Origin of the sequence: Cellulosimicrobium sp. TH-20, assembly GCF_002105775.1 — a bacterium.
Classification (GTDB): domain Bacteria; phylum Actinomycetota; class Actinomycetes; order Actinomycetales; family Cellulomonadaceae; genus Cellulosimicrobium; species Cellulosimicrobium funkei.
The window spans coordinates 1671352-1695632 of the sequence record NZ_CP020857.1 but is presented as its reverse complement, the minus strand read 5'-3'; the positions used below and the strand labels follow the sequence as shown (position 1 = coordinate 1695632).

Here is a 24281-nt window from a genome sequence, read left to right as displayed (position 1 = left end):
TCGACGTTCCCCCGCACGCGACGCAGCGTGCGGAGAAGTCACGGAGGAGTGCCCGCCCGGATTCCGGGGCGGTTCGAGCTGGACGGGCGACCACGAGCGGGAGAGCGTGGTGGGCCGCTTGCATCGTAGCGCGCGGTTGCGGGTGCTCCGGACGTGTGCTCACACCAGAGGGGAAGAGACGCAGGTCACGCCTGTGACGCGCCGTGGGGGTGAAAAAACCGACGCGTCGCTACGATGCTCGGGTGCCCTCGGTCGTGACCCTCCTCCTCCACCCCGAACGCCGGCGCCCCGACCCGGCGCCCTGGCGGGTCGACCTGCGCGTCGTCATCCTCGCCGGCATGGCGCTCTGGACGGTCGCGCTCGTCGTGTGCGCCGTCCTGCTCGCCACCGGGACGCTCGCGCCCCGCGCGGTCGCGACGTGCGCCGTCGGGCTCGCGCTCGGCGCCCTCGGGCTCGGCTGGGAGCGGCGGAACCGGACCCGCTACCGCGCGTCCGGCGACGACTGAGGGTCGTCCCAGGCCGTCCGCGCCACCGCGCCCTGCGCCCCGCGCGGGTCGCGGAGCACCTCCTCGAGCACGTGCCGCGCGCGGTAGCGCCCCGCGACGACGGCGAGCGCCGCCGCGAGCCCCGCCGGACCGGTCGCGTGCACGACGACGTCCGCTCCCCCACGACCCTCGACCCACCACGGGACCGCGACCCCGCCGACACGGAGGTCGTCGTGCCGTGCCCAGGTGCGCGGCACGGGCTCGCCGATGACGGTCCCCGCCTCGGTCGGGACGTCCTCGCGGTGCCCCGGGTCGTCCGGCGCGGGCGCGGGGCCCGTGACCGTCGCGACGTCGAGCAGGTCCGCGACCTCCTCGACCAGGCCCCGTCCGGCGGGCACGAGCGGTCGCAGTGGCGCCCACATCGGGTCCGGGGCCACCGCGACGTCGTCGGCCGCCGCGACGACGACCGTCCCGCCGTGCAGCGCGGGCACCCGCGCGGGGGCCGGGTCGAGCCGCACGCCGCTCTCCGCCAGCGTCTCCAGGGCGCGCCACAGGGCCAGCGCGGCCGCGGCGTCGACCGGTGACCCGACGGGCGACAGCCCGTCCAGCAGGTCGGCCCACTCCTCCGGGTCGAGCTCGGCGAGGTCGTGCACGCCCCCGACGGCGGCGAGCGCCGCGTCGTCGAGCCCCGCCACCTCCGGCGGTGCCGAACGCAGGAACGCAGAGGCGGGGCCGCCGTCGAGCGCGAACGGCCCGCCGAGCTCCTCGCGCACCCACCACGCCGTGTACGACCGGGCCGACGCCGCACGCCCGCCCTCCGCGCGCACGGGCGTCAGCAGTGCCTCCCGCGCCGCGGGGTCGCCCGCGAGCCGGGCGAGCACGTCGGGCCACGCGCCGTCGGCCACCGCGTCCAGGTCCGCGACGGCGAGCACGTCCCCCACGTACGCCTCGGGGCCGAGCGTCGCCGCGAGGTGCTCGAGGTACCCGGCCCAGTCGGAGAGCCAGCCCTCCGGCGCGTGCGGGTCCAGGTCGGGCTCGTCGTCGTCCGACGCGGGCGTGAGGACGTCGCGCACCCGCAGCACGGTCGGTCCCGCCGCGGCGCCCACCGCGCGCAGCGCCGGCTCGCCCCAGCGCGCGACGACCCCCGGGTCGACGACGTCGAGCCCGTCGAGCACGTCCGCCGCCCAGGTGCCCGGCAGGGCGCAGCCGCGCGCGGGCGACCAGCCGCCGTCCGTCGTCGGGACCGGGAGCTCGCCCCACCAGAACGGCAGCGCGTCGCTGGGGTCCCGAACGTCGCGCAGCGCGGCGGCGACCAGCGCGAGCAGCCGCTCGACCTCCGCCGCGGGGTCGTCGCCCGCGTCGGCGGCGTCGGCAGCGGCGAGCACGCGCTCGCGCACCGCGCCGTCGGCGAGCACCGCGCGCAGGTCCGTCGCGCGGGCGCCCAGCCGTTCGAGCAGCGGGTGCGCGGCCCGCGGGTCGACGACGCGCAGACCGAGGTCGACGGCATCCCGGGGGTCGAGCGCCCCGCCGTCCGAGCCGTCGTCCGTACCGTCGCCGATCAGCAGGAGGCCGCGGGCCCCGCGCACGACCTGACCGCCGAGGAGCGGGACCGGGAGCGCGCCCAGCGCCTCGAGCACCGACCGGTCCCCCGCGTGCGGCGCGAGCGCGTCGTACAGCGCCCGCCAGCGCCCGGGGTCGGCGACGAGCGGGAGGTCGTCCACGACGTCGGCCAGGTCCACGACCTGCGCCCCGAGCGACCGCGCGACCGCGCGCAGCGGGCCCGGCACGTCGACGAGGTGCGCCGCCCCGAGCTCGGCACGCACGCGTGCGTCGCCCACGTCCCCGGCGAGGACGCGCGCCTCGGCGGGCGCGAGGAGCCGCCGCTCGGCCCGCTGCGGCGCACCGTGCTCGTCGTGCTCGTCGTGCTCGTCGTGCTCGTCGTGCTCGTCGTGCTCGTCGAGGATCGGCGGGTCGTCCCAGGTCTCGTCCCCCGCGCGACCGGGCTGGTCGGGTGGCACGTCGAGCGGGAGGAGCGGCGTGCGGGCCAGGGCCGCCGTCGCCGCCGTGCGTACCGCCTCGTCGACCGCGCTCGCCGGCAGCCCGGTCGGGACGAGCGCGAGCACGTCGGCGCCGCGGTCGGCCGCGAGCGACCCGAGGAGCGCCGCGAACGCCCGACCCGCCTCGTGCGCGACGTGATCCGACACGGCACCGCGCGGGACGTGCCGGCGCGCGGGGTCGAGCGGGAACGTCGCCAGGAGCAGGGCCGGGAAGGTGAGCCGCTCGTCCGTCGGGGTGGGGGCGTGCAGCACGGTCGGTGCCACCGCGTCGTGGGGCAGCGCCCAGGTCACCGACCAGCGGCCCGCGCCGCGCTCCTCGACGGGACGGTCCGCGAGGAGCGCGGGGTCGAGCGTCCCCTCGCGCCGCAGCACCGTCCAGCGCTCGTCGACGTCCGCGACCCGGCGCTCCGCGACGCCGTCGCCCGCCACGACGACCTCCGTGAGCGCGGGCAGGGCGAGCAGCAGCGGGTCGCCGACGTCCGCGAGCTCGGCCCGCACGACGTCGAGCGCCGCGTCGTCGCGCAGCTCGACCTCGACCACGGTGTCGTACCCCGCCGGCACCTCGACGCGCGCCGGGAACGGGAGGCGCAGCACCGGGAGCCGGTCGCCGCGCCCCGCGACCTCGGCGGCGAGGTCCGGGCGGTCCGCCACGACGTCGTCGAGCGCGGCGCGCGTGCGGTCGAGCGAGAGCTCGACGGCGTGGTCTCCCGCGCCGACGCGCACGCGGTCCGCGACCGAGCGGACCGCCGCGAAGCCGACCCCGAACCGACCCACCGTGCGCGGGCCACCGGCTGCGCCCGCGCCCCGACCGGTAGCCGAGGCCCGCATCGCGACGAGCGACGCGACGCCCGCCGCGTCGAGCGGCTCGCCCGTGTTGGCCGCGCGCAGCACCCAGTGCCCGTCGGGGTCGGACGGCGCGTGCAGGCTCAGCCGGAGGCGACCAGGGACACCTGCGCGGACGGCGGCGTCGGCGGCGTTCTGCGCGAGCTCGACGACGACCCGCCCCCGGTACGACCCGTGGGCGTGGTCCTCCTCCGTGTTCGCGTCCTCGCGCAGGCGCGTCGGTGAGGACCGCCACGCCTCCAGGACCGCACGACGCAGCGCGGCCGTCCCGAAGACGTCCTGCGTCACTCCCGCGGCTCGTCCGGCGCGGCGTCGACGGCGGGGTCCGGCGCGGTCTCGGGCTCGTCCGGCGTGGCGTCGGGGTCAGGGGTGGTCTCCGCGTCGTCCGGCACGGCATCGACGGCGGAGTCCGGCGCGGTCTCCGCGTCGTCCGGCGCGTCGTCCGGCTCGCCTGCCACGGCCGCGGGGGCCTCCGGCGCGGTGTCGGTCGGCGTCGGGACATCGGCCACCGGCGTCGGCTGGTCCTGCGCCGCCGGAACCGTCTCGTCCGGGGCGGTCTCGTCCGCGGCAGTGTCCGTCGGCGCGGCCCCGTCCCGGGCCGCCTCCTTCCGGGCGACCGCGGACTCGAGGAGCGTGACGATCTCGACGTGCAGCTCGTCGACGAGCGGGTCCGGGTCCGGCCACTCGCTGCGCTGCGGCTCGACGTCCGTCTCCGAGTGCGCGCCGCAGCCGTGGTCGAGGCTCACGACCTTGCCGTCGTCGGGCGACCACTCGTTCGCGCACACGCCGAAGACCTGGCCGAGGCTGCCCTGGAGCGGCACGAGGAAGCCGCACGACCCGCAGTCGGCCGCGGCGGCGACGGCGCCGCGCGTCGTCGGGCCGCGCGACCCGCGATACCAGCGCTCCGCGGCCTCGTCGCGGCCCTGCGGCGACAGCACGCGGGCACGCGCGAGCGCGAGCTCCTCGATCGCGACGGCGTCCTGCTCCTCGTCGCCCGTGGGCACGTAGCCGGGCTCGAGGCGCGGGTCGTCGGCGCGGAAGGGCAGCACGTCGCCCGGGCCGACGTCGCCCGGGCGCAGGCGCTCGGACCACGGGAGCCACGACGGCGCGAGCAGCGCACCGTCACCGGGCAGGAGCTCGACCTCGCACACCGTGGCCGTCCGGCCGCGCGGCACGCGCGCGAGCGTCACGGTCCAGTGCCAGCCGCGGTAGCCGCGCATCGTGCACGCGAACCGGTGGGAGATGAGCCGGTCCGCCTCGGCGACCGTGCCGAGGTGCTCGCCCACGTCCTCCGGGCTCTCGGCCACCTCCTGCGCCGCGGCGCGCGCGAGCTCGACCGCGCCCGTGAGCACGGCGTCCCGCGCCGCGCGTGCGGAGACTCCTCGGACGCGCTCCTCTGCGGCTGCCACGGCGGACATCGTCAGGCCTCGATCTCGTCCGCGACCGCACGCAGGACCGCGGCGACCTTGGTGGCCTTGCCCTTCTCCGGGTAGCGGCCACGGCGCAGGCCGTTGCCGATCCCGTCGAGCTCCTTGATGAGGTCCTCCACGATGACCGCCATCTCGTCCGCCGAGCGACGCTTCGCCTTGACGACCGAGGGCGCCGGGTCGAGGAACGTGACGGCGAGCGCCTGCGGGCCACGGCGCCCGTCCGCGACGCCGAAGTCGACGCGAGCGCCCGGCTTCGGCGCGGGGGCGTCCGCGGGCAGCGCGGAGGCGTGCAGGAAGACCTCGCCGCCGTCGTCGTTGGCGATGAAGCCGAACCCGCGTTCGGTGTCGAACCACTTGACCTTGCCGGTGGGCACGTGGACCTCGTTCGTGCTCGTAGGAACCAGAACCCCCAGGTTACCGGCCACGCGGCGGCAAAGCCGCATCCATACCGCGGGCGAGCCCAGGGCGAGCCCGGACGACCGGCCGCGTCCCCGCCGTCGTCCCGGTCAGCGCGGGGCCGACCGCGGGACCACCCCGGCGTCCGCCCCCACCCGCAGCGCGACGGCGTCGAACCAGTCGGCGTAGTCGGCGACCGTGCGGTGGAGGTGGCCGAACAGCTCGAACGACACCGTGCCGAACAGGGTCGTCCACGCCATGAGCGTGCGCACGACGGCCTCGGGCGGGACGTCGGGCGCTGTGAGCCCGCGGGCGCTCACGTACGCGACGGCGGGGGCGACGAGCACGGCCGCGTCCCCGCCCGACGGCGGTGCGGGCGCCGGGCCCTCGCCGTCCGCCCAGGAGTCGGCGACGACCCGGACCAGGGTCCGCACGACGCGCGTCGCGGGCTCGACCGTGTCCTGCGGCGCCGCGTACCCCGGCACGGGGGTGCCGTAGAGCAGCCCGAACTCCCCGGGCCGCGCGACGCACCAGGTGCGCAGCGCGCGGCACGCGGCGAGCCAGCGGCCGGGCAGGTCGTCCCGCGCGACGGCGGCCTCCGCGGCCTCGACGGCAGCCCCGAGCTCGTCGTAGCACTCGACGAGGAGCGCGGTGAGCAGCGCGTCCCGGCTCGGGAAGTAGCGGTAGACGGCGGACGACACCATGCCGACGTCGCGCGCGACGGCCCGCAGCGAGAGCGCGGCGGGCCCGTCGGCCACGAGCCGCGTGCGGGCAGCGTCGAGGATCTCGCGCGTGAGGGTCTCGCGCGCCAGGGCGCGCGCCGTCCGAGGTGCCGTCATCCCGTCAGGGTCGCAGACGAGAGCGCCGCCCACCAACGAGAGCGGTGCTCTTGCTTTGTCGTGCCCGTCGTGCCAGGCTGCTGCCGAAACGAGAGCACTGCTCTCGGAAAGGAGCCCTCATGTCCAGCACCTCGTCCTCCGACGACCGGCATGTCGTCGTCGGCGCCGGCCCCGTCGGTCGTCACGTCGCCGCCGAGCTCGCGGCCCGCGGGTCGCACGTCACCGTCGTCACCCGCAGCGGGCGTGACACCGGGCTCGCTGGCGTCACGCACCTCGCGCTCGACGCGTCCGACGCCGACGCGCTGACCCGCGCCGCGGACGGTGCCGCCGTGCTCTACAACTGCGCCAACCCCGGCGACTACACGCAGTGGGAGAAGGTCTGGCCGCCGCTCGCCGCCGCGCTGCTCACCACGGCGGAGCGGACGGGAGCGGTCTACGCGATCACGGGCAACCTCTACCCCTACGGGCCGGTCGACGGACCTATGACCGAGGACCTGCCGGACGCCGCGACCGACCACAAGGGCGTCCTGCGGGCCCGGCTGTGGGCCGACGCCCTCGCCGCGCACCGCGCCGGCCGTGCGCGGGTCGTCGAGGTGCGCAGCTCCGACTTCGTCGGGCCCGGCGTCGGCGCCAACGGCCACGTGTCGCGCGTCGTCCCTGCTGCGCTGCGCGGCCGGGCCGTGACGATGATCGGCCGCACCGACCTGTCGCACTCGTTCACCGACGTGCAGGACGCCGCGCGCACGCTCGTCGCGGCGGCCGCGGACCCGGGCGCGCTCGGCCGCACGTGGCACACCCCGAGCAACCCGCCGCGCACCCAGCGCGAGGCGCTGACCGACGTCCTCGCGAGCGTGGGGCACCCGCCGGTCCGGGTCCGCTCGCTGCGCGGCCCCGGGCTCGCCGTCGCCGGACTGTTCTCGCCGCTGCTGCGCGAGCTGCGCGACCTCGCCTACCAGTGGGAGCACCCCTACGTCCTCGACGACACCGCGCCCCGCGACCGCTTCGGCATCGAGCCCACGCCCTGGGACGAGGTCTGCCGTCGGACCGCCCGCGGCTGACCGGTCGCGGCCCTCCGGGCGCGCGAGTCGGCACGTCGTGCGGCGTTCGGCACCCGGGGCTGCCGACGTCCCGCACGCGCTGCCGAACCGCGTCCGCCCTGCCGAAGCGTCTGACCGTCGCGCACAGGCGCCGTCGACCGGGGACCGTCCACAGGACCGGTCCGGACGACCCACGCGAGCTCCCGGACCGGGCACGCTGGCCCGGTGCACGACGACGACCCCCTCGCCCCCGGCGGCCCTCGACGACCCGCGTTGCTGCTCGCGGCGGAGCACCCGCCCCAGCTCGTGCGGCAGGCTGCGTCCTCCGGGTCCTGGGAGCGGGTGCGTCGGGGCGTCTACCGCGAGACCGGCACCACCAGGAGGATCGGGCCCGCCGACGAGCGCGACCTCGTGCTGGACCGGGCGACCGCGCTCCATCGCACCCTCCGCGCGGACCACGTCCTCAGCCACACCACCGCCGCCCTCGCCCACGGCCTGCGCCTGTGGACGGCGCCCCGTGACGTGCACGTGGTGCAGCCCTACCGGCGGTCCGGGCGCGCGGACCCCACGGTCGCGAGGCACCTCGGACTCGTCGACGCCTCCGACCGGTGCGTCGTCGGCGGTCTGCCGGTGACGACGCCCGCCCGCACCGTCGCCGACTGCCTGCGCACCCTGAGCCCGCTCGAGGGGCTGGTCGTCGCGGACGCGGCGCTCGCGCGGGGCCTCGCCCGCGAGGACGTCGCGGCCTGCCTCGCGCGACAGCCCCGGGCTGCCGGGACACCTCGCGCCCGGCACGTCCTCCGGCTCGCGGACGCCGGCGCCGAGTCGGCCTGGGAGACGTGGTTGCGGTACCTCGTCCTCCGGCTCGGCCTCCCCCGCCCGTCGACGCAGGTCCCGGTCCGCACCTCGGTCGGTCGGGTCCGCGCGGACCTCGGGTGGGAGCCGTGGCGGCTGCTGCTGGAGTTCGACGGGCTGGTGAAGTACCGCACGACGGGCGACGGCCTCGCTCCCCGTGAGGACCCGGGCCGCGTCCTCGTCGCGGAGAAGCGACGGCACGAGGCGATCGAGGCGACCGGACGTCGCGTGCTGCGGTTCACCGCGCGGGACGCGCCCGACACTGTCGGCGAACGGGTCCTGCGCTGGGTGCCGCCGGACGTCGTCGCGTCGCTGCGCCCTGACCGTCACCTTCCCCCGCTGCGCTGACCGGTCGGCACCCCGGCGGCGGTTCGGCACTCGCAGCACTCTTCGGCACCTCGAGGTGCCGACGAACGACAGGCGGTACCGAACCGTCAGCACAACCCGCGTAGCATCGGACGGATGGCCACCTCCCGGCCCGAGCGGGCTCCGACGTACAGCGAGTCGCTGCGCCAGCGCGACGACGCCGCGCTGGTCGCCCTGCTCGCGGGGCGTCCCGACCTCGCCACGCCCTCCCCCTCGACGCTGCTCTCGCTCGCCGCGCGCGCGATGAACCGCACGAGCCTCGAGCGCGCGCTCGCCGGTCTCGACGAGCTGACGCTGCACGTGCTCGAGTCGGTGCTCGTGCTCGACTCGGTGGGCACGCCCGCGACGGCGGCCGCGGTCGCGCGCGCGACGGGGGTGGACCGCGCGTCGGTCACCGCGGCGCTCGCGCGCCTCGACGAGCTCGCGCTCGTGTGGTCGCCGGGCACGCGCTCGGCCGGGTTCCGCCCGGCGCCCGGGACGACCGAGGTGCTCGGCCCGCACCCCGCAGGCCTGGGCCCGGTCTTGGGCGACGCGCGCGACGCCCCGGCACCGTCCGCCGTCCTGCCCGACGACGCACCCCCGGGCGCGCGCGCCATCCTCGACGCGCTCGCGTGGGGGCCGCCCGTGGGCGTCGCCCCGCGTTCCGACGCGTCGGCGCGCCGGGCGACCGCCTGGCTGGTCGAGCGGGGGTACCTGCGCGCGACCGACGAGCGGCACGTCGTCCTGCCGCGCGAGGTCGGGCTCGCGCTGCGCGGCGGGCGCACCCACCGCGACGTGCGCACGGCGCCGCCCGTGCCCGACGTGCTCGAGCTCCCCGCGGCGACGGTCGAGGCGGAGTCCGCGAGCGCCGGGCTGGAGGCGGTGCGCCTCGTCGCGCGCCTCGTGACGCACTGGACCGAGCACCCGCCCGGCGTCCTGCGCGCGGGGGGCCTCGGGGTGCGCGACCTGCGCCGCGCGGCCCTCGCCCTCGAGGTCGACGACGCGACGGCGGCCGCGGTCGTCGAGGTCGCCGCGGCGGCGGGCCTCGTGGCCGACGACGGCGACGACCCGCCCACGTTCGCCCCGACCCCGACGGCCGAGGACTGGCTCGACGACGACCTGGGCGACCGGTGGGCCGCGCTCGCGCGCGGGTGGTGGCGGTCGCGCCGGACACCGTGGCTCGTCGGGAGCCGTGACGAGAGGGGCGCCCTGCGCGCCGCGCTCGACCCCGAGCTGTGGCGGCCCTGGGTCCCACGGCTGCGTCGCTCGGTCCTCGACGTGCTCGCCCTCGCGCCCGACCGGCCGCTCGGCCCGGCGGACGTCGTCGCGGTCCTGCGCTGGCGCACGCCGCGCGCGGTGCCGCCGGAGCAGGCCGTCGCGGGGCTGCTGCGCGAGGCCACGCTGCTCGGCGTGACGGGCGCGGGCGCGCTCGCTCCCCCGGGCCGCGCGCTCGTCGCGGGCGACGACCCCGCGCCGTCGTCGGAGCCCGTGGACCTGGGGGCCGCGTTCGAGGCCGTGCTCCCGCCCGAGGTGGACGACCTCCTGCTGCAGGGCGACCTCACCGGCATCGTGCCGGGCCGGCCGTCGCGCACCCTCGAGCGTCTCGTGGAGGTCGCGGCCGACGTCGAGTCGCGCGGCGCCGCGACCACGGTCCGGTTCACGCCGGAGTCGGTGCTGCGCGCGCTCGACCGGGGCGCGACGGCCGACGAGCTGCTCGCCGAGCTCGCGTCGCACTCCCGGACTCCCGTGCCCCAGCCGCTGGAGTACCTGGTGCGCGACACCGCGCGACGTCACGGGCGCGTGCGGGTCGGGACGGCGTCGTCGTACGTGCGCGCCGAGGACCCGGTGCTCCTCGCGGGCATCGCGGAGGACCCTGCGCTGCGCGGCCTCGGTCTGGTGCTGCTCGCGCCGACCGTGCTCGCGTCCGGCGCACCGGCCGGGGAGCTGCAGGACGCGCTGCGGGCGCGCGGCGTGCCGTCGGTCGTGGAGGGCCCGGACGGGCGCGTGCTCGTCGCGGACCGTGCAGGCCGTCGCGACCTGCCCGACGCCGCGGGCCCGGCCCGGCGAGGACGGGCCGGGGCGGTCGTGGGCCGGCGCGGGAGCCGTGCCCGGACCGGCGTCGTGCCGGGCTCCGGGGCCCGCGTGGACGAGGCGCGGGACGGGGCCGGGCGTGGTGAGCAGCGGTTCGCCGACCTCGTCGCCCGGCTGCGCGCCGCCGACACGCGCTCGGCGGAGCAGGCCCAGGCCCGCGCGGCCGGCGGAGCACACGCCGAGGGCGACCGGTCGCGCCGGGGCGGGGGACGCCGTCGGGCAGGGCAGGACGCGGGGACGACGGCCCCGAGGGAACAAGCGACCCGGTGGCGGCGTTGGGGCTGCTGCGCGAGGCGATCGCGGACGGCGCCATGGTGTGGCTCGAGGTCGTCGGGTCGACGGGCGCGCCGGACCGCCGCCGCGTGCGGCCCCTCACGCTCGACGCCGGACGGCTGCGCGCGCAGGACCCGGCACGCGACGCCGAGCTCACGGTCGCGGTTCACCGCATCGCGTCCGTGACCCCGGACTGACCCCAGCCCGCCCCGGCACTACCCCGGACCGTCATCCGACCTACCCCGGACCACCACCGGCCCGCCCGGCGACCGACCGGACCGCACGACCCTCGGCCACCCACGGCAAGGAGAACGCATGACCGACGGACCTCTCATCGTCCAGAGCGACAAGTCGCTCCTGCTCGAGGTCGACCACCCCCGTGCCGACGACGCGCGGCGGGCCATCGCGCCGTTCGCCGAGCTCGAGCGTGCCCCGGAGCACGTCCACACCTACCGGCTCACGCCGCTCGGCCTGTGGAACGCGCGCGCGGCCGGGCACGACGCCGAGCAGGTCGTCAACACGCTCATCGAGTACTCGCGCTACCCGGTGCCGCACGCGCTGCTCATCGACGTCGCGGAGACCATGTCGCGGTACGGGCGGCTCACGCTCGCGCAGCACCCGACGCACGGGCTCGTGCTCGAGGCGACGGACCGCGCCGTCCTCGCCGAGGTGCTCAAGTCCAAGCGCACCGCGGGGCTGGTGGGCGACCGGGTCGACGACACGACCGTCGTCGTGCACCCGTCCGAGCGCGGCCACCTCAAGCAGGTCCTCGTGAAGCTCGGCTGGCCCGCCGAGGACCTCGCCGGGTACGTCGACGGCGAGAAGCACGCCATCGCGCTCAGCCCGACGACGCCGCCGCGCGCCGAGGGCGAGGAGCCGAAGCCGTGGGAGATGCGCCCGTACCAGGCGCAGGCGGTGGACGGGTTCTGGCACGGCGGGAGCGGCGTCGTCGTGCTGCCGTGCGGCGCGGGCAAGACGATCGTCGGCGCGGGTGCGATGGCGAGGTCCGGGACGACGACGCTCATCCTCGTGACGAACACGGTGAGCGCGCGCCAGTGGCGCGACGAGCTCGTGCGGCGCACGACGCTCACCGAGGACGAGATCGGCGAGTACTCCGGCGCGCGCAAGGAGATCAAGCCCGTCACGATCGCGACCTACCAGGTGCTGACGACCAAGCGGAAGGGCGTGTACACGCACCTCGAGCTGCTCGACGCCCGCGACTGGGGCCTCGTCGTGTACGACGAGGTGCACCTGCTGCCCGCGCCGATCTTCCGCATGACGGCGGACCTGCAGGCGCGCCGCCGCCTCGGGCTCACCGCGACGCTCGTGCGCGAGGACGGCCGGGAGGACGAGGTGTTCTCGCTCATCGGGCCCAAGCGGTACGACGCCCCGTGGAAGGACATCGAGGCGCAGGGCTACATCGCGCCCGCCGACTGCGTCGAGGTACGCCTCACGCTGCCGGAGTCCGACCGCATGACGTACGCCGTCGCCGAGCCCGAGGACAAGTACCGGCTCGCCGCGACCGCCACGGGCAAGAACCGGGTCGTGGAGCAGATCGTCGCGCAGCACCCGGACGACCAGGTGCTCGTGATCGGCCAGTACCTCGACCAGCTCGAGGAGCTGTCGCAGCACCTCGACGCGCCGCTCATCACGGGCGCGACGACGGTCCGCGAGCGCCAGCGCCTGTTCGACGCGTTCCGCACGGGCGAGATCTCGCGGCTCGTCGTGTCGAAGGTCGCGAACTTCTCCATCGACCTACCCGAGGCGTCCGTCGCGATCCAGGTCTCCGGGTCGTTCGGGTCGCGCCAGGAGGAGGCCCAGCGCCTCGGTCGCGTCATGCGCCCCAAGGCCGACGGCCGCACCGCGCACTTCTACGCCGTCGTCGCGCGCGACACGGTGGACCAGGACTTCGCGGCGCACCGCCAGCGGTTCCTGGCGGAGCAGGGGTACGCCTATCGCATCGTCGACGCGGAGGACCTGGGCGTCGTGCAGTGACGGGTGGGGCCCCGCCACGGAGGAGCGCAGCACCCGCCCGGCACGGAACGACGCCCAGGGCCGACCAGGAACACGAAGGACCCCGGCGCCGTGCAGTGACCGAGGGCCCCGCGGCACCGATTGCGGGTCCTGGGCGGCTGGGAAAGGATCGGCCCGTGAGCACGGCCGATCGTCCCTGGCACCCCCGCGCGGCCGGGGGCCGCGGCGCCCGCGCGTTCCTCGCCCTCGTCGTCTCGACGCTCGTCGGGCTGCTGACGTGCGTCGCCCTCGTCGCCCCGGCGGGCCTCGCGCACGCCGTCCCGCCGATGGACGTGACGGACGAGATCACCGACCCGTCCGGCGTCCTCGGGGACCGCACGGACGACGTGCGCGCGGCGCTCGACCGCCTGGCCCAGGACACGGACCTGCAGCTCTTCGTCGTGTACGTGGACGACCTCGACGGCATGGACGGCGTCGACTGGGCGAACGCGACGGCGAACCAGTCAGGGCTGGGGGTCGACGACCTGCTGCTGGCCGTCGGGACGCAGGACCGGCGGTACGGGCTGTCGTACGACAACAACGTCCCGCTGTCGGACGCCGAGCTGGACCGGATCACGTCCGCCGTGGAGGACGAGCTGCGTGCCGACGACTGGGCGGGTGCGGCCATCGCGGCGGCGGAGGTGGCGCGGGGTGCGAGCCAGGGCTCGGGCGGCGTGTCGTGGTTCTGGGTCCTGCTCGTCGGCGGCGTGCTCGTGATCGTGGTCGTGGTGGTCGCCCGAGCGGCGGGACGACGCCGCCGGTTCGCGACCGCCGTCGGGCCGGCGGGCGACCCGCTCGCGGCGCTGCCCACGGCCGAGCTGGACCGCCGCGCGAGCGCGGCCCTCGTGGCGATCGACGACGCCGTGAAGACGTCCGAGCAGGAGCTCGGCTTCGCGCAGGCGCAGTTCGGGATCGAGGCGACGCAGCAGTTTTCCGCCGCGCTCGCCGAGGGCAAGCGGCGGGTCGCGGAGGCGTTCGCGCTGCGCCAGCAGCTCGACGACGACCAGCCCGAGGCGGAGCCCCAGGCGCGGCAGATGATGGCGCGCATCGTCGCCCTGTGCGACGAGGTCGCGGACTCGCTCGACGCCCAGTCGCGCACGTTCGACGAGCTGCGCGACCTGCAGGCCCGCGCGCCGCAGGTGCTCGACGAGACCAACCAGCGCGCGACCGAGGTGTTCGCCCGCGTCGAGCCCGCGCGCGCGACGCTCGAGGCGCTCGGGCGCACGTACCCGTCGACGGCGCTCGCGTCCGTCGCGCAGAACCCCGAGCAGGCGCAGGCGCTCCTCGCGGGCGCGCGCGAGTCGGTGGCGCGCGGTCGGGAGGCGCTCGCCTCGAAGGACCGGGCGACGGCCGTCGCGCTCGCCCGGGCCGCGCAGAACGCGGTCGGGCAGGCGGTGACGCTGCTCGACGCCGTCGACCGCGCGGGCACCGACCTCGCCGAGTCCGGTCCGCGCCTCGACCGGGGCGTCGCGTCGATCACGTCCGACATCGCGGACGCGGGGCGGCTCGCCCCCGGGGACCCCGCGGTCGCGCCGGCGCTCGCGGAGGCGCAGGCCGCCGTGGCGGTCGCCGGGGCCGCGCGCGACGGCGGCGACCCGCTCGCCGCGCTCCGTCGCCTCACGGACGCGGAGGCGGCGCTCGACGCCGTCCTCGCCCCGTTCCGCGAGCGTGCCGAGCAGGCGGCGCGTGCGAACGCGCTGCTGCGCGAGACCCTCGCGCGCGTCGACTCGCAGGTCCGCGCGACGAACGACTTCATCGAGACCCGGCGCGGCGCCGTCGGCCCGGAGGCGCGGACCCGGCTCGCGGAGGCGATCCGCCTGCTCGGCGAGGCGCGCGCGCTCCAGCCGACCGACCCGGTCGCCGCGCTCCAGCGCGCGCAGCAGGCCGACGCGCAGGCGCAGTCCGCGGCCCAGCGCGCGCAGCAGGACGCGTCGAGCTGGCAGTCGTCCCAGGCTGGTGGGTTCGGCGGGGGTGGCGGCAGCAACGTCGGGGGCATGGTCCTCGGCGGGATCCTCCTCGACTCCATCCTCCGCGGCGGGGGCGGCGGCGGACGCTCGGGCGGGTTCGGCGGTGGCAGCTTCGGCGGCGGCTACGGGGGTGGCGGGTTCGGCGGCGGACGCTCCGGCGGACGGTCGGGCGGACGGTCGTCGGGCGGACGCTCCGGCCGCGGCGGACGCTTCTGAGCACGGGCGGCACCTTGACGCCCCGCACCACGGGACGACGGCACGACGGACACGACCAGCACCAGACGGCTCACCAGAGAGGGACGACCATGGCGGAGAAGCAGAGCATCTTCGGACGGATCGCGCAGCTCGCGCGCGCGAACATCAACGCGCTCCTGGACAGCGCCGAGGACCCGCAGAAGATGCTGGACCAGCTCGTGCGCGACTACACGAACAACATCGCCGAGGCGGAGCAGGCCGTCGCGCAGACCATCGGCAACCTGCGCCTCGCCGAGCAGGACTACAACGAGGACGTCGCCGCCGTCCAGGAGTGGGGCCAGAAGGCCGCGGCCGCGTCGGCGCAGGCCGACCGGTACCGCCAGCAGGGCGACGCCGCGAACGCCGACAAGTTCGACAACCTCGCGAAGATCGCGCTCGGCAAGCAGATCGCCGCCGAGAGCGAGGTCCGCCAGGCCGAGCCGCTCATCGCGTCGCAGCGCGAGTCGGTCGAGAAGCTCAAGTCCGGCCTCGCGATGATGAAGGACAAGCTCGGTCAGCTGAAGTCGAAGCGCGACTCGCTCGTGGCGCGGCAGAAGAGCGCGCAGGCGCAGCAGACCGTGCAGGGCGCGCTCAGCTCGATCAACGTGCTCGACCCGACGAGCGAGCTCTCCCGCTACGAGGAGATCGTCCGCCGCGAGGAGGCGCAGGCGCTCGGCCAGGCGGAGGTCGCCGCGTCGAGCATCGACGCCCAGTTCGCCGAGCTCGAGACGTCGGGCGAGGCCGTCGAGATCGAGGCCCGCCTCGCCGCGCTCAAGCAGGGCTCCGCCCCTGCCGCGCAGGTGTCGCCCACCCAGGTCACGCCCGCGATCGGTTCCGGGACGACCACCCAGGACGCCCCCTCGACCGACTGGTGACCTCGGTCCGGGTCAGGCGGGGACGCGTCGTCGGCTGACCCGGACCGCGGTGACGAACGACTCCGCGAGCCGGCGCCCGCCGTCGAGCAGCGCGGGGGCGTTGTCGTCGAACCCGGCGAGGGCCGCAGCGGTGTCGACGTCCTCGTACCGGTCGCACCAGGCCGCGAACCCGGCGCGCGACGCCTCGGGGTGGAACTGGACGCCGAGCGCGGACCCGAGGCGGAACGCCTGGTAGGGGTACATGTTCGACGACGCGAGCCAGACGGCGCCGTCCGGGAGCTCGACGATCGCGTCGCCGTGCATGCTCGTCACGCAGCGCACCGGGTCGTCGCCGGTCGCGAGCGGCGCCAGCACCGGGTCGGTGTCCGCCTCGGCACGCCAGAAGACGCGGGTCGCGCCGACCTCGCGCCCGGGCGGGGCGGCGACCGCCACCTGTCCCCCGCCCGCGACGGCGAGGAGCTGCGCGCCGAGGCAGATCCCGAGCGTGGGGACGCCCTGCGTCGCGGCGGCGACGAGGGTCTCGCGCAGGGCGGGCAGCCAGGGGGCGCGCGCGTCGTCGTACGCGGACACGTGGCCCCCGAGGACGACGAGGCCGTCGCCGAGCTCGTCGAGCCGGTCCGCGGCGGGGACGGGCTCACCCTCGTGCGCGCGGACGACGCGAAGCTCCGCGTCGAGGAGGTCGGCGTAGGCGTCGAGCGTGACGTCCGGGGAGTTCTCGACGACCGTGAGCCGGACGGTCCCGGTCGCGGTCGTGGCGTCGGTGTCGTGCGTGGTCACGAACCCTGACGGTACCCACTCGGGGGTGGGAGGACGCAAACACCCACGTCGTGGACAGTGCGGCGGGCGCACCGGGACGGAGCGCGGCGGGTCGCGCGCGGATAGGCTGACCGGCATGTCCGACCTCCAGACCTCCGACGGCCGAGCGCTGACGACGCCGCGCCGCACCTACCTCGTCGTCGACGGCGAGAACATCGACGCGACGCTCGGCATGAACGTCCTCGGCCACCGCCCCGCCCCGGAGGAGCGGCCGCGCTGGGACCGCATCGTGGACTTCGCGCGCCAGGCCTGGGGCCAGGACGTCACGCCCCTGTTCTTCCTCAACGCGTCGTCGGGCCAGATGCCGATGTCGTTCGTGCAGGCGCTGCTCGCGATGGGCTACCGCCCGATCCCGCTGTCGGGGTCGAGCAACGAGAAGGTCGTCGACATCGGTATCCAGCGCATGCTGGACGCGATCGCCGGCCAGCCGGGCGACGTGCTCCTCGCGAGCCACGACGGCGACTTCCTGCCCCAGGTCGAGACGCTGCTCGACGACAAGGACCGCCGCGTGGGCGTCCTCGCGTTCCGCGAGTTCGTCAACGTGCGCCTCACCGAGCTCACGGGCCGCGGTCTCGAGATCTTCGACCTCGAGGACCACGCGGGCGCGTTCACGGCCGTGCTGCCGCGCGTGCGGATCATCCCGCTCGACGAGTTCGACCCGATGCGCTACCTCTGACCGCCCGTACCGCGGGCTCCGTCGCTCACGCGTGGAGCTCGCGGTACAGCGGCGTCGGGAACGACGCCGTCACGCCGTCGCCGCCGAGGAGCCCGGCGATCCGCTCGGCCTCGGCCGCGACGGCCCGCTCGCCGTCGGCGCCGACGTCGTCGAGGAGCCGCCACGCGGGCTCGCCGCCCGGCCGCACGACCCAGGCCCCGACGATCCGGCCCTCCCACCAGACGGTCGCGCCCGCGTTGCCGATCGTGTCGAAGACGGCGGCCTTGTGCGCCCCGAGGTACCAGTCGCGCGCGGTCCAGCCCATCGTCGTCGGGTCGAGCGACGGCAGGAGCGCGACGCGGCCCTCGATCGGCACCTCGTCCGGGCCGGGCAGGTCCGTGCCCCGCAGCATGATGCCGGGGCGGGCGTCCTCGCCGCCCGCCGCACCGACCTCGACCTCCACTTCGACGACGTCGAGACCCGCGAGCGCCGCGCGCGTGTCGCGGCGGTTCCAGCCGGTCCACCACACGAGGTCCTCGACCGTCGCGGGCCCGAACACGTCGAGCCAGGCCCGCGCCAGCGCGGTGCGCGCCGCGGCCTCGTCGAGCACGGGGATGCCGCCCGGGAACCAGTCCTCGACGGGTGACCAGACGTGCCGGTTGGACGACCACGTGCCCCGCGGCTCGCCGCGCACCACCACGCCCTCGGCGGAGAGCAGCGAGAGCAGCGGGGACGTCATGGTGCGGCGCACGTCCCACGTCTTGGTGGTCGTGGGCAGGAACGCCGTGCGCAGCAGCGGCGCGGCCCGCGACAGGCTCGCGCCGTCGAGCGGGCCGTGCTCGGCGAGCGCCGCGTGCACCTGGGCCTCGACCGCGGCGAGGAAGGTCGCGGCGTCGTCGACGGGCGGGTCCGTGGGCAGGGTCGCGAGCTCCTTGAGCAGGCGCGTGCGCAGCCGTCGCGCGACGGCGAGGGCCGCCGCCGCGTGCACGACGGGCACCGTCTCGCGGCGCACGACGAACATCGTGCGTCGCATGGCGAGCACCTTGACGAGCGAGCGCCGCCGGAAGACGGCGTCCCGGACGTCGTCGAGCACGAGGCCGGGGACCCGCGCGAGCACCGACAGGTAGACGCTCGGGGCGTCGGTCGCGTGCAGCGCGAGCAGCCGGTCGACGACGTCCTCCGGGCTCCGGGCCGCCGGTCTGCCGGGCAGGTCCGCGGCGAGCGCGAGCTGCTGCGCGACGAGCCGACGCCGCCTCTGGTCCACCGTGATCCGCACGGCGGCCATCCTGCCCCGGACCACCCACGGGCGCCCGGCCGGGCGTCGCGCCCGGCCGGGCGTCGCGCCCGGCCGGGCGCCGGCGTCGCGCCCGGTGCCGCCGGGGTCGAGCACGTTCCCAGGCGTCTCCCAGACCGCGGGAGCACACTGGACGTATGAGCACCACCCCCGAGGCACGCCTCGTCGTCGTCGACGACGAGCCGAACATCCGCGAGCTGCTGGCCACGTCCCTGCGCTTCGCCGGGTTCGAGGTGCACGCCGCCGCGGACGGGCAGAGCGCCCTGCGGCTCGTGCGCGACGTCGAGCCCGACCTCGTCGTGCTCGACGTGATGCTCCCCGACATGGACGGGTTCACCGTGACCCGCCGCCTGCGCGAGAAGGGCCAGCACACGCCCGTCGTCTTCCTCACCGCGAAGGACGACACGCGCGACAAGGTCACGGGGCTCACCGTGGGCGGCGACGACTACGTGACGAAGCCCTTCAGCCTGGAGGAGGTCGTGGCGCGCATCCGGGCCGTGCTGCGCCGCACGCACGCCGAGCCGGTCGACGACGCGGTCCTGCGCTTCGCCGACCTCGAGATGGACGAGGACTCGCACGAGGTCCGCCGCGCCGGCGTCGACATCGACCTGTCCCCCACCGAGTTCAAGCTGCTGCGCTACCTCATGCTCAACGCGGGCCGCGTGCTGTCCAAGGCGCAGATCCTCGACCACGTGTGGCAGTACGACTGGGGCGGCGACGCGAACATCGTCGAGTCGTACATCTCCTACCTGCGCCGCAAGATCGACAACCTCACCGTGCCCGGCCCGGACGGCGAGCCCGTGACCCTCCCGCCGCTCATCCACACCAAGCGCGGCGTCGGCTACCTGCTGCGCCAGCCGCCCGCGGCGTCATGACGGCCGGCCCCGACCGCACGGCGGCCGGGTCCCCGCCGGTCCCGCCCCCTCCCCCGCCCCCCGGGGCGGCCTCGCAGCCCGGCCGCGCTCCGTCGGGCGAGCGCGCGACGTCCGCACCCGTCCCCGACGGCCCGACGGCGGAGCGCCCCTTCGGCCGGCCCGTCCCCACCGAGGGGTGGGGCTGGTTCGCGCGCGTGCCGCTGCGCGCGCGCCTCGTCGCGATCACCGTGCTCCTGCTCGCGGCGGGGCTCGGGCTGGCCTCGGTCGTGACGACGACGGTCGTGTCGAGCTACCTCGTCGAGCAGGTCGACCAGGACCTCCAGGGGTCGGCGACGACCGTCGCCCGCTCCTCGCTGCTCAGCAACCCCGAGACCGCGAGCCAGATCCCCAGCGAGTACTTCGTGCTGCTGCGGGAGTCGTCGGGTGCCGAGAGAGGCATCGGCTGGGGCGAGACCGTGTCGCGGTACGGGAAGCCGGACATCCCGGCGCTGTCCGACCAGGAGATCGAGCGCCTCGCGGGCGAGCCCTTCACGGTGCGGTCCGTCGGAGGGTCCGACCCGGCGCAGTGGCGCGTGGTCGGGAGGTTCCTCTTCGTGGACGGCCAGCAGGCCGGGACCGTCTTCGTCGCCCTGCCGCTCACGGGCATCCACGAGACGGTCAAGGTGCTCGGTCGCGCGCTCGCGCTGTCCGCGCTGGGCATCGCGCTGGTCGGCGGCGCGGTCGCCTACCTCGCGGTCCACCGCGCGCTGCGCCCGCTGCGCGAGATCGAGGAGACCGCCGCCGACATCGCCGCGGGCGACCTGTCGCGTCGCGTGCGCCCCGCGCCGCCGACGACGGAGGTCGGCTCGCTCGCGGCGTCGCTCAACGCGATGCTCACCCAGATCGAGGAGGCGTTCGCCGTCCAGGAGGCGTCGGAGGAACGGATGCGGCGCTTCGTCTCGGACGCGAGCCACGAGCTGCGCACGCCGCTCGCGACGATCCGCGGCTACGGCGAGCTGTACCGCATGGGCGCGCTCGACACCCCGGACAAGGTCGACGACACGATGGGCCGCATCGAGGACTCGGCGACCCGCATGGGCACGCTCGTCAACGACCTGCTCGCCCTGGCGCGGCTCGACGAGGGCCGGCCGCTGCGCCACGAGCCGGTCGACCTCGTCTCCCTCGCACGGGACTCCGCGCAGGACCTGCACGCGCTCGACCCCGCGCGCGACGTGCGGGTCGTCGGGCTCGCGCCGGGCGCGGACGCGCCGGCGTCGCTGCGCGTCGTGGGCGACGAGGACCGGCTGCGGCAGGTGCTCGCCAACCTCGTCGGGAACGTCGCGCGCCACACGCCGTCGGGCACGCCGGTGGAGATCGCGCTCGGTGCGGCGCCTGCGCCCCGGTCCGACGACGCGCCGTCGGGCGACGGCGCGGGCGGGAGCGGCGCCCCGGCCGGCGACGCCGCGCGCGACGTCGCGGTGCTCGAGGTCCGCGACCACGGCCCGGGCGTCCCGACGACCCAACGGGGCCGTCTGTTCGAGCGGTTCTACCGGGCGGACACGTCGCGCAACCGCTCGTCCGGCGGGTCCGGGCTCGGTCTGGCGATCGTCGCCGCGATCGTCGGGGCGCACCGCGGCCGCGTGTCGGTCCGTGAGACGCCGGGCGGCGGGCTCACCGTCCGCGTGGACCTCCCGCTCGGCTCCTGACGGCCCGCACCCCGCCCGACCTGCGGGTTCGTCGACGACCGTCCGCGACGTCGCGTGGGAGCCCGCCGGGGCGTCCCGACGCGCCGCCGACTGGGGCTACGATGGCGGGTCGTCCCGCGAGACCTAGGCTGAAGACGAGGCCGCGCGGCGACGCGGGGGCCTCCGCGCCGGGCAGCACGCCCGGCGACGACGACCTCCGTCCTGCTCGTCTCCGTCGAAGAAGGCTGAAGTTCATGGGCGTCAACAGCGCCGACGCACCGCAGTGGTTCCTCTCCTCGTTCGTCCGCAGCGCCCGGGGCGCCGGGGCGACCGCCCCGGACGACGAGATCCGCGCCGTCGGGCAGGGGCTCCTCGACCGCTGGGACCAGCCGGGACGCCACTTCCACAACCTGCGCCACCTGGCCGACGTCCTGGGCCGGGTCGACGAGCTCTCGCAGGAGACGCACGACCCCGACCTCGTCCGGCTCGCGGCCTGGTACCACGGCGCCATCTTCGACGCGAAGGGCCGCGCGACCTACGCCAACAAGGGCGGCGAGGACGAGACCGCGAGCGCCGCGCTCGCCGTCGCCGAGCTCACGCGGCTCGGCGTCCCCGAGCCCGCGGTGCGGCGCGTCGCGCACCTCGTCAACGCGCTCGTCCGCCACGCCCCGGACGCCTCCGACTTCGACTGCGCGGTCCTGTGCGACGCCGACCTCGCGATGCTCGCGGCCGAGCCGCAGCGCTACAAGGAGTACCTCAAGGACGTGCGCGACGAGTACGCGCACATCCCCAAGCCCGACTACGTGCGCGCCCGCATCGCGATCCTCACGAAGCTGCTCGACCGGCGCACGCTCTTCTCGAGCCCGCTCGGCGCGGCCTGGGAGGAGGCCGCGCGGCAGAACCTCGACGCGGAGCTCCAGCGCCTGCGCAAGGAGCAGGCCAAGCTCGCGGAGGCGTCGACGGCGTCCCCAGCCTCCGGCGCCTGAACCGCCGTCCACAGGCCTGACCGCCGCCCCTCCGGACCCGGGGAGGTCCGCCTACCGTCGTCGCCACGCCCCGGTGCTCACCGGGGCGAGGGACGGCCCGCGGGCCGAGGGACGACGGAGGTTCGGATGAGCCGGTACGAGGTGGACAGCGCGCGCGTCGCGCAGGCGAGCGCCGCGGTGCACGGGTCGGTCACGGCGATCCGTGCGGAGGTCGGCGCCATGATGCGGCACCTCACGGACCTGCAGACGTCGTGGCGTGGTGGGGCGGCGACGTCGTTCACGGGCGTCATGGCGCAGTGGCAGACGACGCAGACCCAGGTCGAGGTCGCGCTCGACGACATCACGGCCGCGCTCGGCGCCGCCGCGCAGACCTACGCCGACGCCGAGTCGCAGGCCACGCGCCTGTTCACGGCGCGGTAGGCCCCGCCCGGGAGCTCTCTTCAGGGCACGACGAAGGCCGCCGGCCGGGCGAACCCGGCCGACGGCCTTCGGTGTCCTACGACTCCCCGTGAGGGGAGGCGGGTCGGCTCAGAAGTCCATGCCGCCCATGCCACCGGTCGGGTCGCCCGCGGGGGCGGCCTTCTCCGGCTTGTCGGCCACGACGGCCTCGGTCGTGAGGAACAGCGCCGCGATGGAGGCGGCGTTCTGCAGCGCGGAGCGCGTGACCTTGACCGGGTCGTTCACTCCGGCGGCGAGGAGGTCCTCGTACACACCGGTCGCGGCGTTGAGGCCCTGGCCCGACGGGAGGTTGCGCACCTTCTCCGCCACGACGCCACCCTCGAGGCCCGCGTTGACCGCGATCTGCTTGAGCGGGGCGTCGATCGCGGCGCGCACGATCTGCGCACCGGTCGCCTCGTCGCCCTCGAGCTCGAGCTTCTCGAACGCCACGGCACCGGCCTGGATGAGCGCGACGCCACCACCAGCGACGATGCCCTCCTCGACGGCAGCCTTCGCGTTGCGGACGGCGTCCTCGATGCGGTGCTTGCGCTCCTTGAGCTCGACCTCCGTCGCGGCACCCGCCTTGATGACGGCCACGCCGCCGGCGAGCTTCGCGAGGCGCTCCTGGAGCTTCTCGCGGTCGTAGTCGGAGTCCGACTTCTCGATCTCGCCACGGATCTGGTTGACGCGACCCTGGATCAGGTCGGCGTCGCCCGCGCCCTCGACGATCGTGGTCTCGTCCTTCGTGACGACGACCTTGCGCGCCTGGCCGAGCAGGTCCAGCGTCGCGTTCTCGAGCTTGAGGCCCACCGTCTCGGTGATGACCTGGCCGCCGGTGAGGATCGCGATGTCCTGGAGCATGGCCTTGCGGCGGTCGCCGAAGCCCGGGGCCTTGACGGCGACGGACTTGAACGTGCCACGGATCTTGTTGAGCACCAGGGTCGCGAGCGCCTCGCCCTCGACGTCCTCGGCGATGATGAGGAGCGAGCGGCCGGCCTTCATGACCTGGTCGAGGACCGGGAGCAGGTCCTTCACGTTCGAGATCTTGGACTCGACGATGAGGACGTACGGGTCCTCGAGCACGGCCTCCTGGCGCTCGGGGTCCGTCTCGAAGTAGCGCGCGAGGAAGCCCTTGTCGAAGCGCATGCCCTCGGTGAGCTCGAGCTCGAGGCCGAACGTGTTCGACTCCTCGACCGTGATGACGCCCTCCTTGCCCACCTTGTCGAGGGCCTCGGCGATGAGCTCGCCGATCGCGGGGTCGCCGGCGGAGATGGCGGCCGTGGCGGCGATCTCCTCCTTGGTCTCGATGTCCTTCGCGGCGTTGAGCAGCTGCTCCGTCACCGCGTCGACGGCCTTCTCGATGCCGCGCTTGACGGCGATCGGGTTGGCGCCGGCCGCGACGACACGCAGGCCCTCGCGCACGAGCGCCTGGGCGAGCACGGTCGCGGTGGTCGTGCCGTCACCCGCGACGTCGTCGGTCTTCTTGGCGACCTCCTTGACGAGCTCCGCACCGATCTTCTCGTACGGGTCCTCGAGCTCGATCTCCTTGGCGATGGAGACGCCGTCGTTCGTGATGGTCGGCGCGCCCCACTTCTTGTCGAGCACGACGTTGCGGCCCTTGGGGCCGAGGGTGACCTTGACGGTGTCGGCGAGCGTGTTGAGCCCGCGCTCCATGCTCCGACGAGCCTCCTCGTCGAAGGCGATGATCTTGGCCATGGGGAATGATCCTCCGCTGGTGGCGTATGGCGGTCGGCCGGCGCCCGCGACGGACGGCCCACGACGGCGGCGTTCATGTCACGCCGCCAGGGCGGGC

Annotated in this window: 19 protein-coding genes; 12 read left to right on the top strand and 7 right to left on the bottom strand. The window is 76.0% G+C overall.

From position 1 onward, the window contains the following. The first annotated feature begins 242 nt into the window (after positions 1–242). Entirely contained in the window at positions 243–506 is a 264-nt protein-coding gene (locus tag B8281_RS07595) for a DUF2530 domain-containing protein (RefSeq protein ID WP_085387388.1), read from the top strand. On the opposite strand, the gene B8281_RS07590 is transcribed toward B8281_RS07595, so the two are convergent. From B8281_RS07590 to B8281_RS07575, 4 genes are all read right to left on the bottom strand, one after another. Then, on the bottom strand, positions 482–3673 hold the full coding sequence (locus B8281_RS07590) for a sacsin N-terminal ATP-binding-like domain-containing protein (RefSeq protein ID WP_085387387.1): 3192 nt from the start codon (positions 3671–3673) through the stop codon (positions 482–484). The two genes, B8281_RS07595 and B8281_RS07590, sit on opposite strands and share 25 nt — an antisense overlap. Continuing rightward, a complete protein-coding gene (locus tag B8281_RS07585; protein WP_085387386.1) occupies positions 3670–4803 on the bottom strand; it encodes a DUF3027 domain-containing protein in 1134 nt (377 codons plus the stop codon). Before B8281_RS07585 ends, B8281_RS07590 begins: the two co-directional genes overlap by 4 nt. Before the next feature lie 2 nt (positions 4804–4805). Then, the gene (locus tag B8281_RS07580) at positions 4806–5189 is read right to left on the bottom strand and encodes a cold-shock protein (protein ID WP_034651071.1); all 384 of its coding nucleotides are present in this window, start codon (positions 5187–5189) and stop codon (positions 4806–4808) included. A 132-nt stretch (positions 5190–5321) separates the two neighbouring features. Next, positions 5322–6050, bottom strand: coding sequence for a TetR/AcrR family transcriptional regulator (locus B8281_RS07575; RefSeq protein WP_085388666.1), 729 nt, complete (start codon positions 6048–6050; stop codon positions 5322–5324). 119 nt (positions 6051–6169) lie between these two features. Here B8281_RS07575 and B8281_RS07570 point away from each other — a divergent pair, with 119 nt between their 5' ends. The 6 genes from B8281_RS07570 (at position 6170) to B8281_RS07545 (ending at position 15740) form a co-directional block, all read left to right on the top strand. Next, positions 6170–7108, top strand: a complete 939-nt coding sequence (locus tag B8281_RS07570; protein ID WP_085387385.1) for an NAD-dependent epimerase/dehydratase family protein — start codon at positions 6170–6172, stop codon at positions 7106–7108. 204 nt (positions 7109–7312) lie between these two features. Continuing rightward, the gene (locus B8281_RS07565; protein WP_085387384.1) at positions 7313–8290 is read left to right on the top strand and encodes a hypothetical protein; all 978 of its coding nucleotides are present in this window, start codon (positions 7313–7315) and stop codon (positions 8288–8290) included. 114 nt (positions 8291–8404) lie between these two features. Continuing rightward, the gene (locus B8281_RS07560) at positions 8405–10837 is read left to right on the top strand and encodes a helicase-associated domain-containing protein (protein WP_232322713.1); all 2433 of its coding nucleotides are present in this window, start codon (positions 8405–8407) and stop codon (positions 10835–10837) included. Between the two features lie 129 nt (positions 10838–10966). Continuing rightward, the gene (locus B8281_RS07555; protein ID WP_085387383.1) at positions 10967–12646 is read left to right on the top strand and encodes a DNA repair helicase XPB; all 1680 of its coding nucleotides are present in this window, start codon (positions 10967–10969) and stop codon (positions 12644–12646) included. A 155-nt stretch (positions 12647–12801) separates the two neighbouring features. After that, positions 12802–14847, top strand: a complete 2046-nt coding sequence (locus tag B8281_RS19960; RefSeq protein ID WP_085387382.1) for a TPM domain-containing protein — start codon at positions 12802–12804, stop codon at positions 14845–14847. An 89-nt stretch (positions 14848–14936) separates the two neighbouring features. Then, positions 14937–15740 carry a PspA/IM30 family protein gene (locus B8281_RS07545; protein WP_051028097.1) on the top strand — a complete coding sequence of 268 codons (804 nt, stop codon included), beginning with the start codon at positions 14937–14939 and terminating at the stop codon, positions 15738–15740. 12 nt (positions 15741–15752) lie between these two features. On the opposite strand, the gene B8281_RS07540 is transcribed toward B8281_RS07545, so the two are convergent. Then, on the bottom strand, positions 15753–16517 hold the full coding sequence (locus B8281_RS07540; RefSeq protein ID WP_232322712.1) for a type 1 glutamine amidotransferase: 765 nt from the start codon (positions 16515–16517) through the stop codon (positions 15753–15755). A gap of 115 nt (positions 16518–16632) precedes the next feature. On the opposite strand from B8281_RS07540, the gene B8281_RS07535 reads away from it, so the two are divergent. Next, positions 16633–17232 carry an NYN domain-containing protein gene (locus tag B8281_RS07535; RefSeq protein WP_061268040.1) on the top strand — a complete coding sequence of 200 codons (600 nt, stop codon included), beginning with the start codon at positions 16633–16635 and terminating at the stop codon, positions 17230–17232. A 25-nt stretch (positions 17233–17257) separates the two neighbouring features. On the opposite strand, the gene B8281_RS07530 is transcribed toward B8281_RS07535, so the two are convergent. After that, complete coding sequence (locus B8281_RS07530) at positions 17258–18487, bottom strand: winged helix DNA-binding domain-containing protein (RefSeq protein ID WP_085388664.1); 1230 nt, start codon at positions 18485–18487, stop codon at positions 17258–17260. 155 nt (positions 18488–18642) lie between these two features. On the opposite strand from B8281_RS07530, the gene B8281_RS07525 reads away from it, so the two are divergent. From B8281_RS07525 to B8281_RS07510, 4 genes are all read left to right on the top strand, one after another. After that, positions 18643–19380 (top strand): response regulator transcription factor, encoded by a 738-nt coding sequence (locus B8281_RS07525; RefSeq protein WP_085387381.1) that lies wholly within the window; start codon positions 18643–18645, stop codon positions 19378–19380. After that, the gene (locus B8281_RS07520; protein ID WP_085387380.1) at positions 19377–21065 is read left to right on the top strand and encodes a cell wall metabolism sensor histidine kinase WalK; all 1689 of its coding nucleotides are present in this window, start codon (positions 19377–19379) and stop codon (positions 21063–21065) included. The genes B8281_RS07525 and B8281_RS07520 overlap by 4 nt, the downstream gene beginning before the upstream one ends. Before the next feature lie 233 nt (positions 21066–21298). Then, positions 21299–22030 carry a hypothetical protein gene (locus B8281_RS07515; RefSeq protein ID WP_021479889.1) on the top strand — a complete coding sequence of 244 codons (732 nt, stop codon included), beginning with the start codon at positions 21299–21301 and terminating at the stop codon, positions 22028–22030. Positions 22031–22156: 126 nt separating this feature from the next. Next, complete coding sequence (locus B8281_RS07510) at positions 22157–22450, top strand: WXG100 family type VII secretion target (protein WP_085387379.1); 294 nt, start codon at positions 22157–22159, stop codon at positions 22448–22450. A gap of 108 nt (positions 22451–22558) precedes the next feature. Here B8281_RS07510 and groL read toward each other — a convergent pair whose 3' ends face one another. Beyond that, the gene (groL, locus tag B8281_RS07505; RefSeq protein WP_031315159.1) at positions 22559–24184 is read right to left on the bottom strand and encodes a chaperonin GroEL; all 1626 of its coding nucleotides are present in this window, start codon (positions 24182–24184) and stop codon (positions 22559–22561) included. Between the last annotated feature and the right edge of the window lie 97 nt (positions 24185–24281).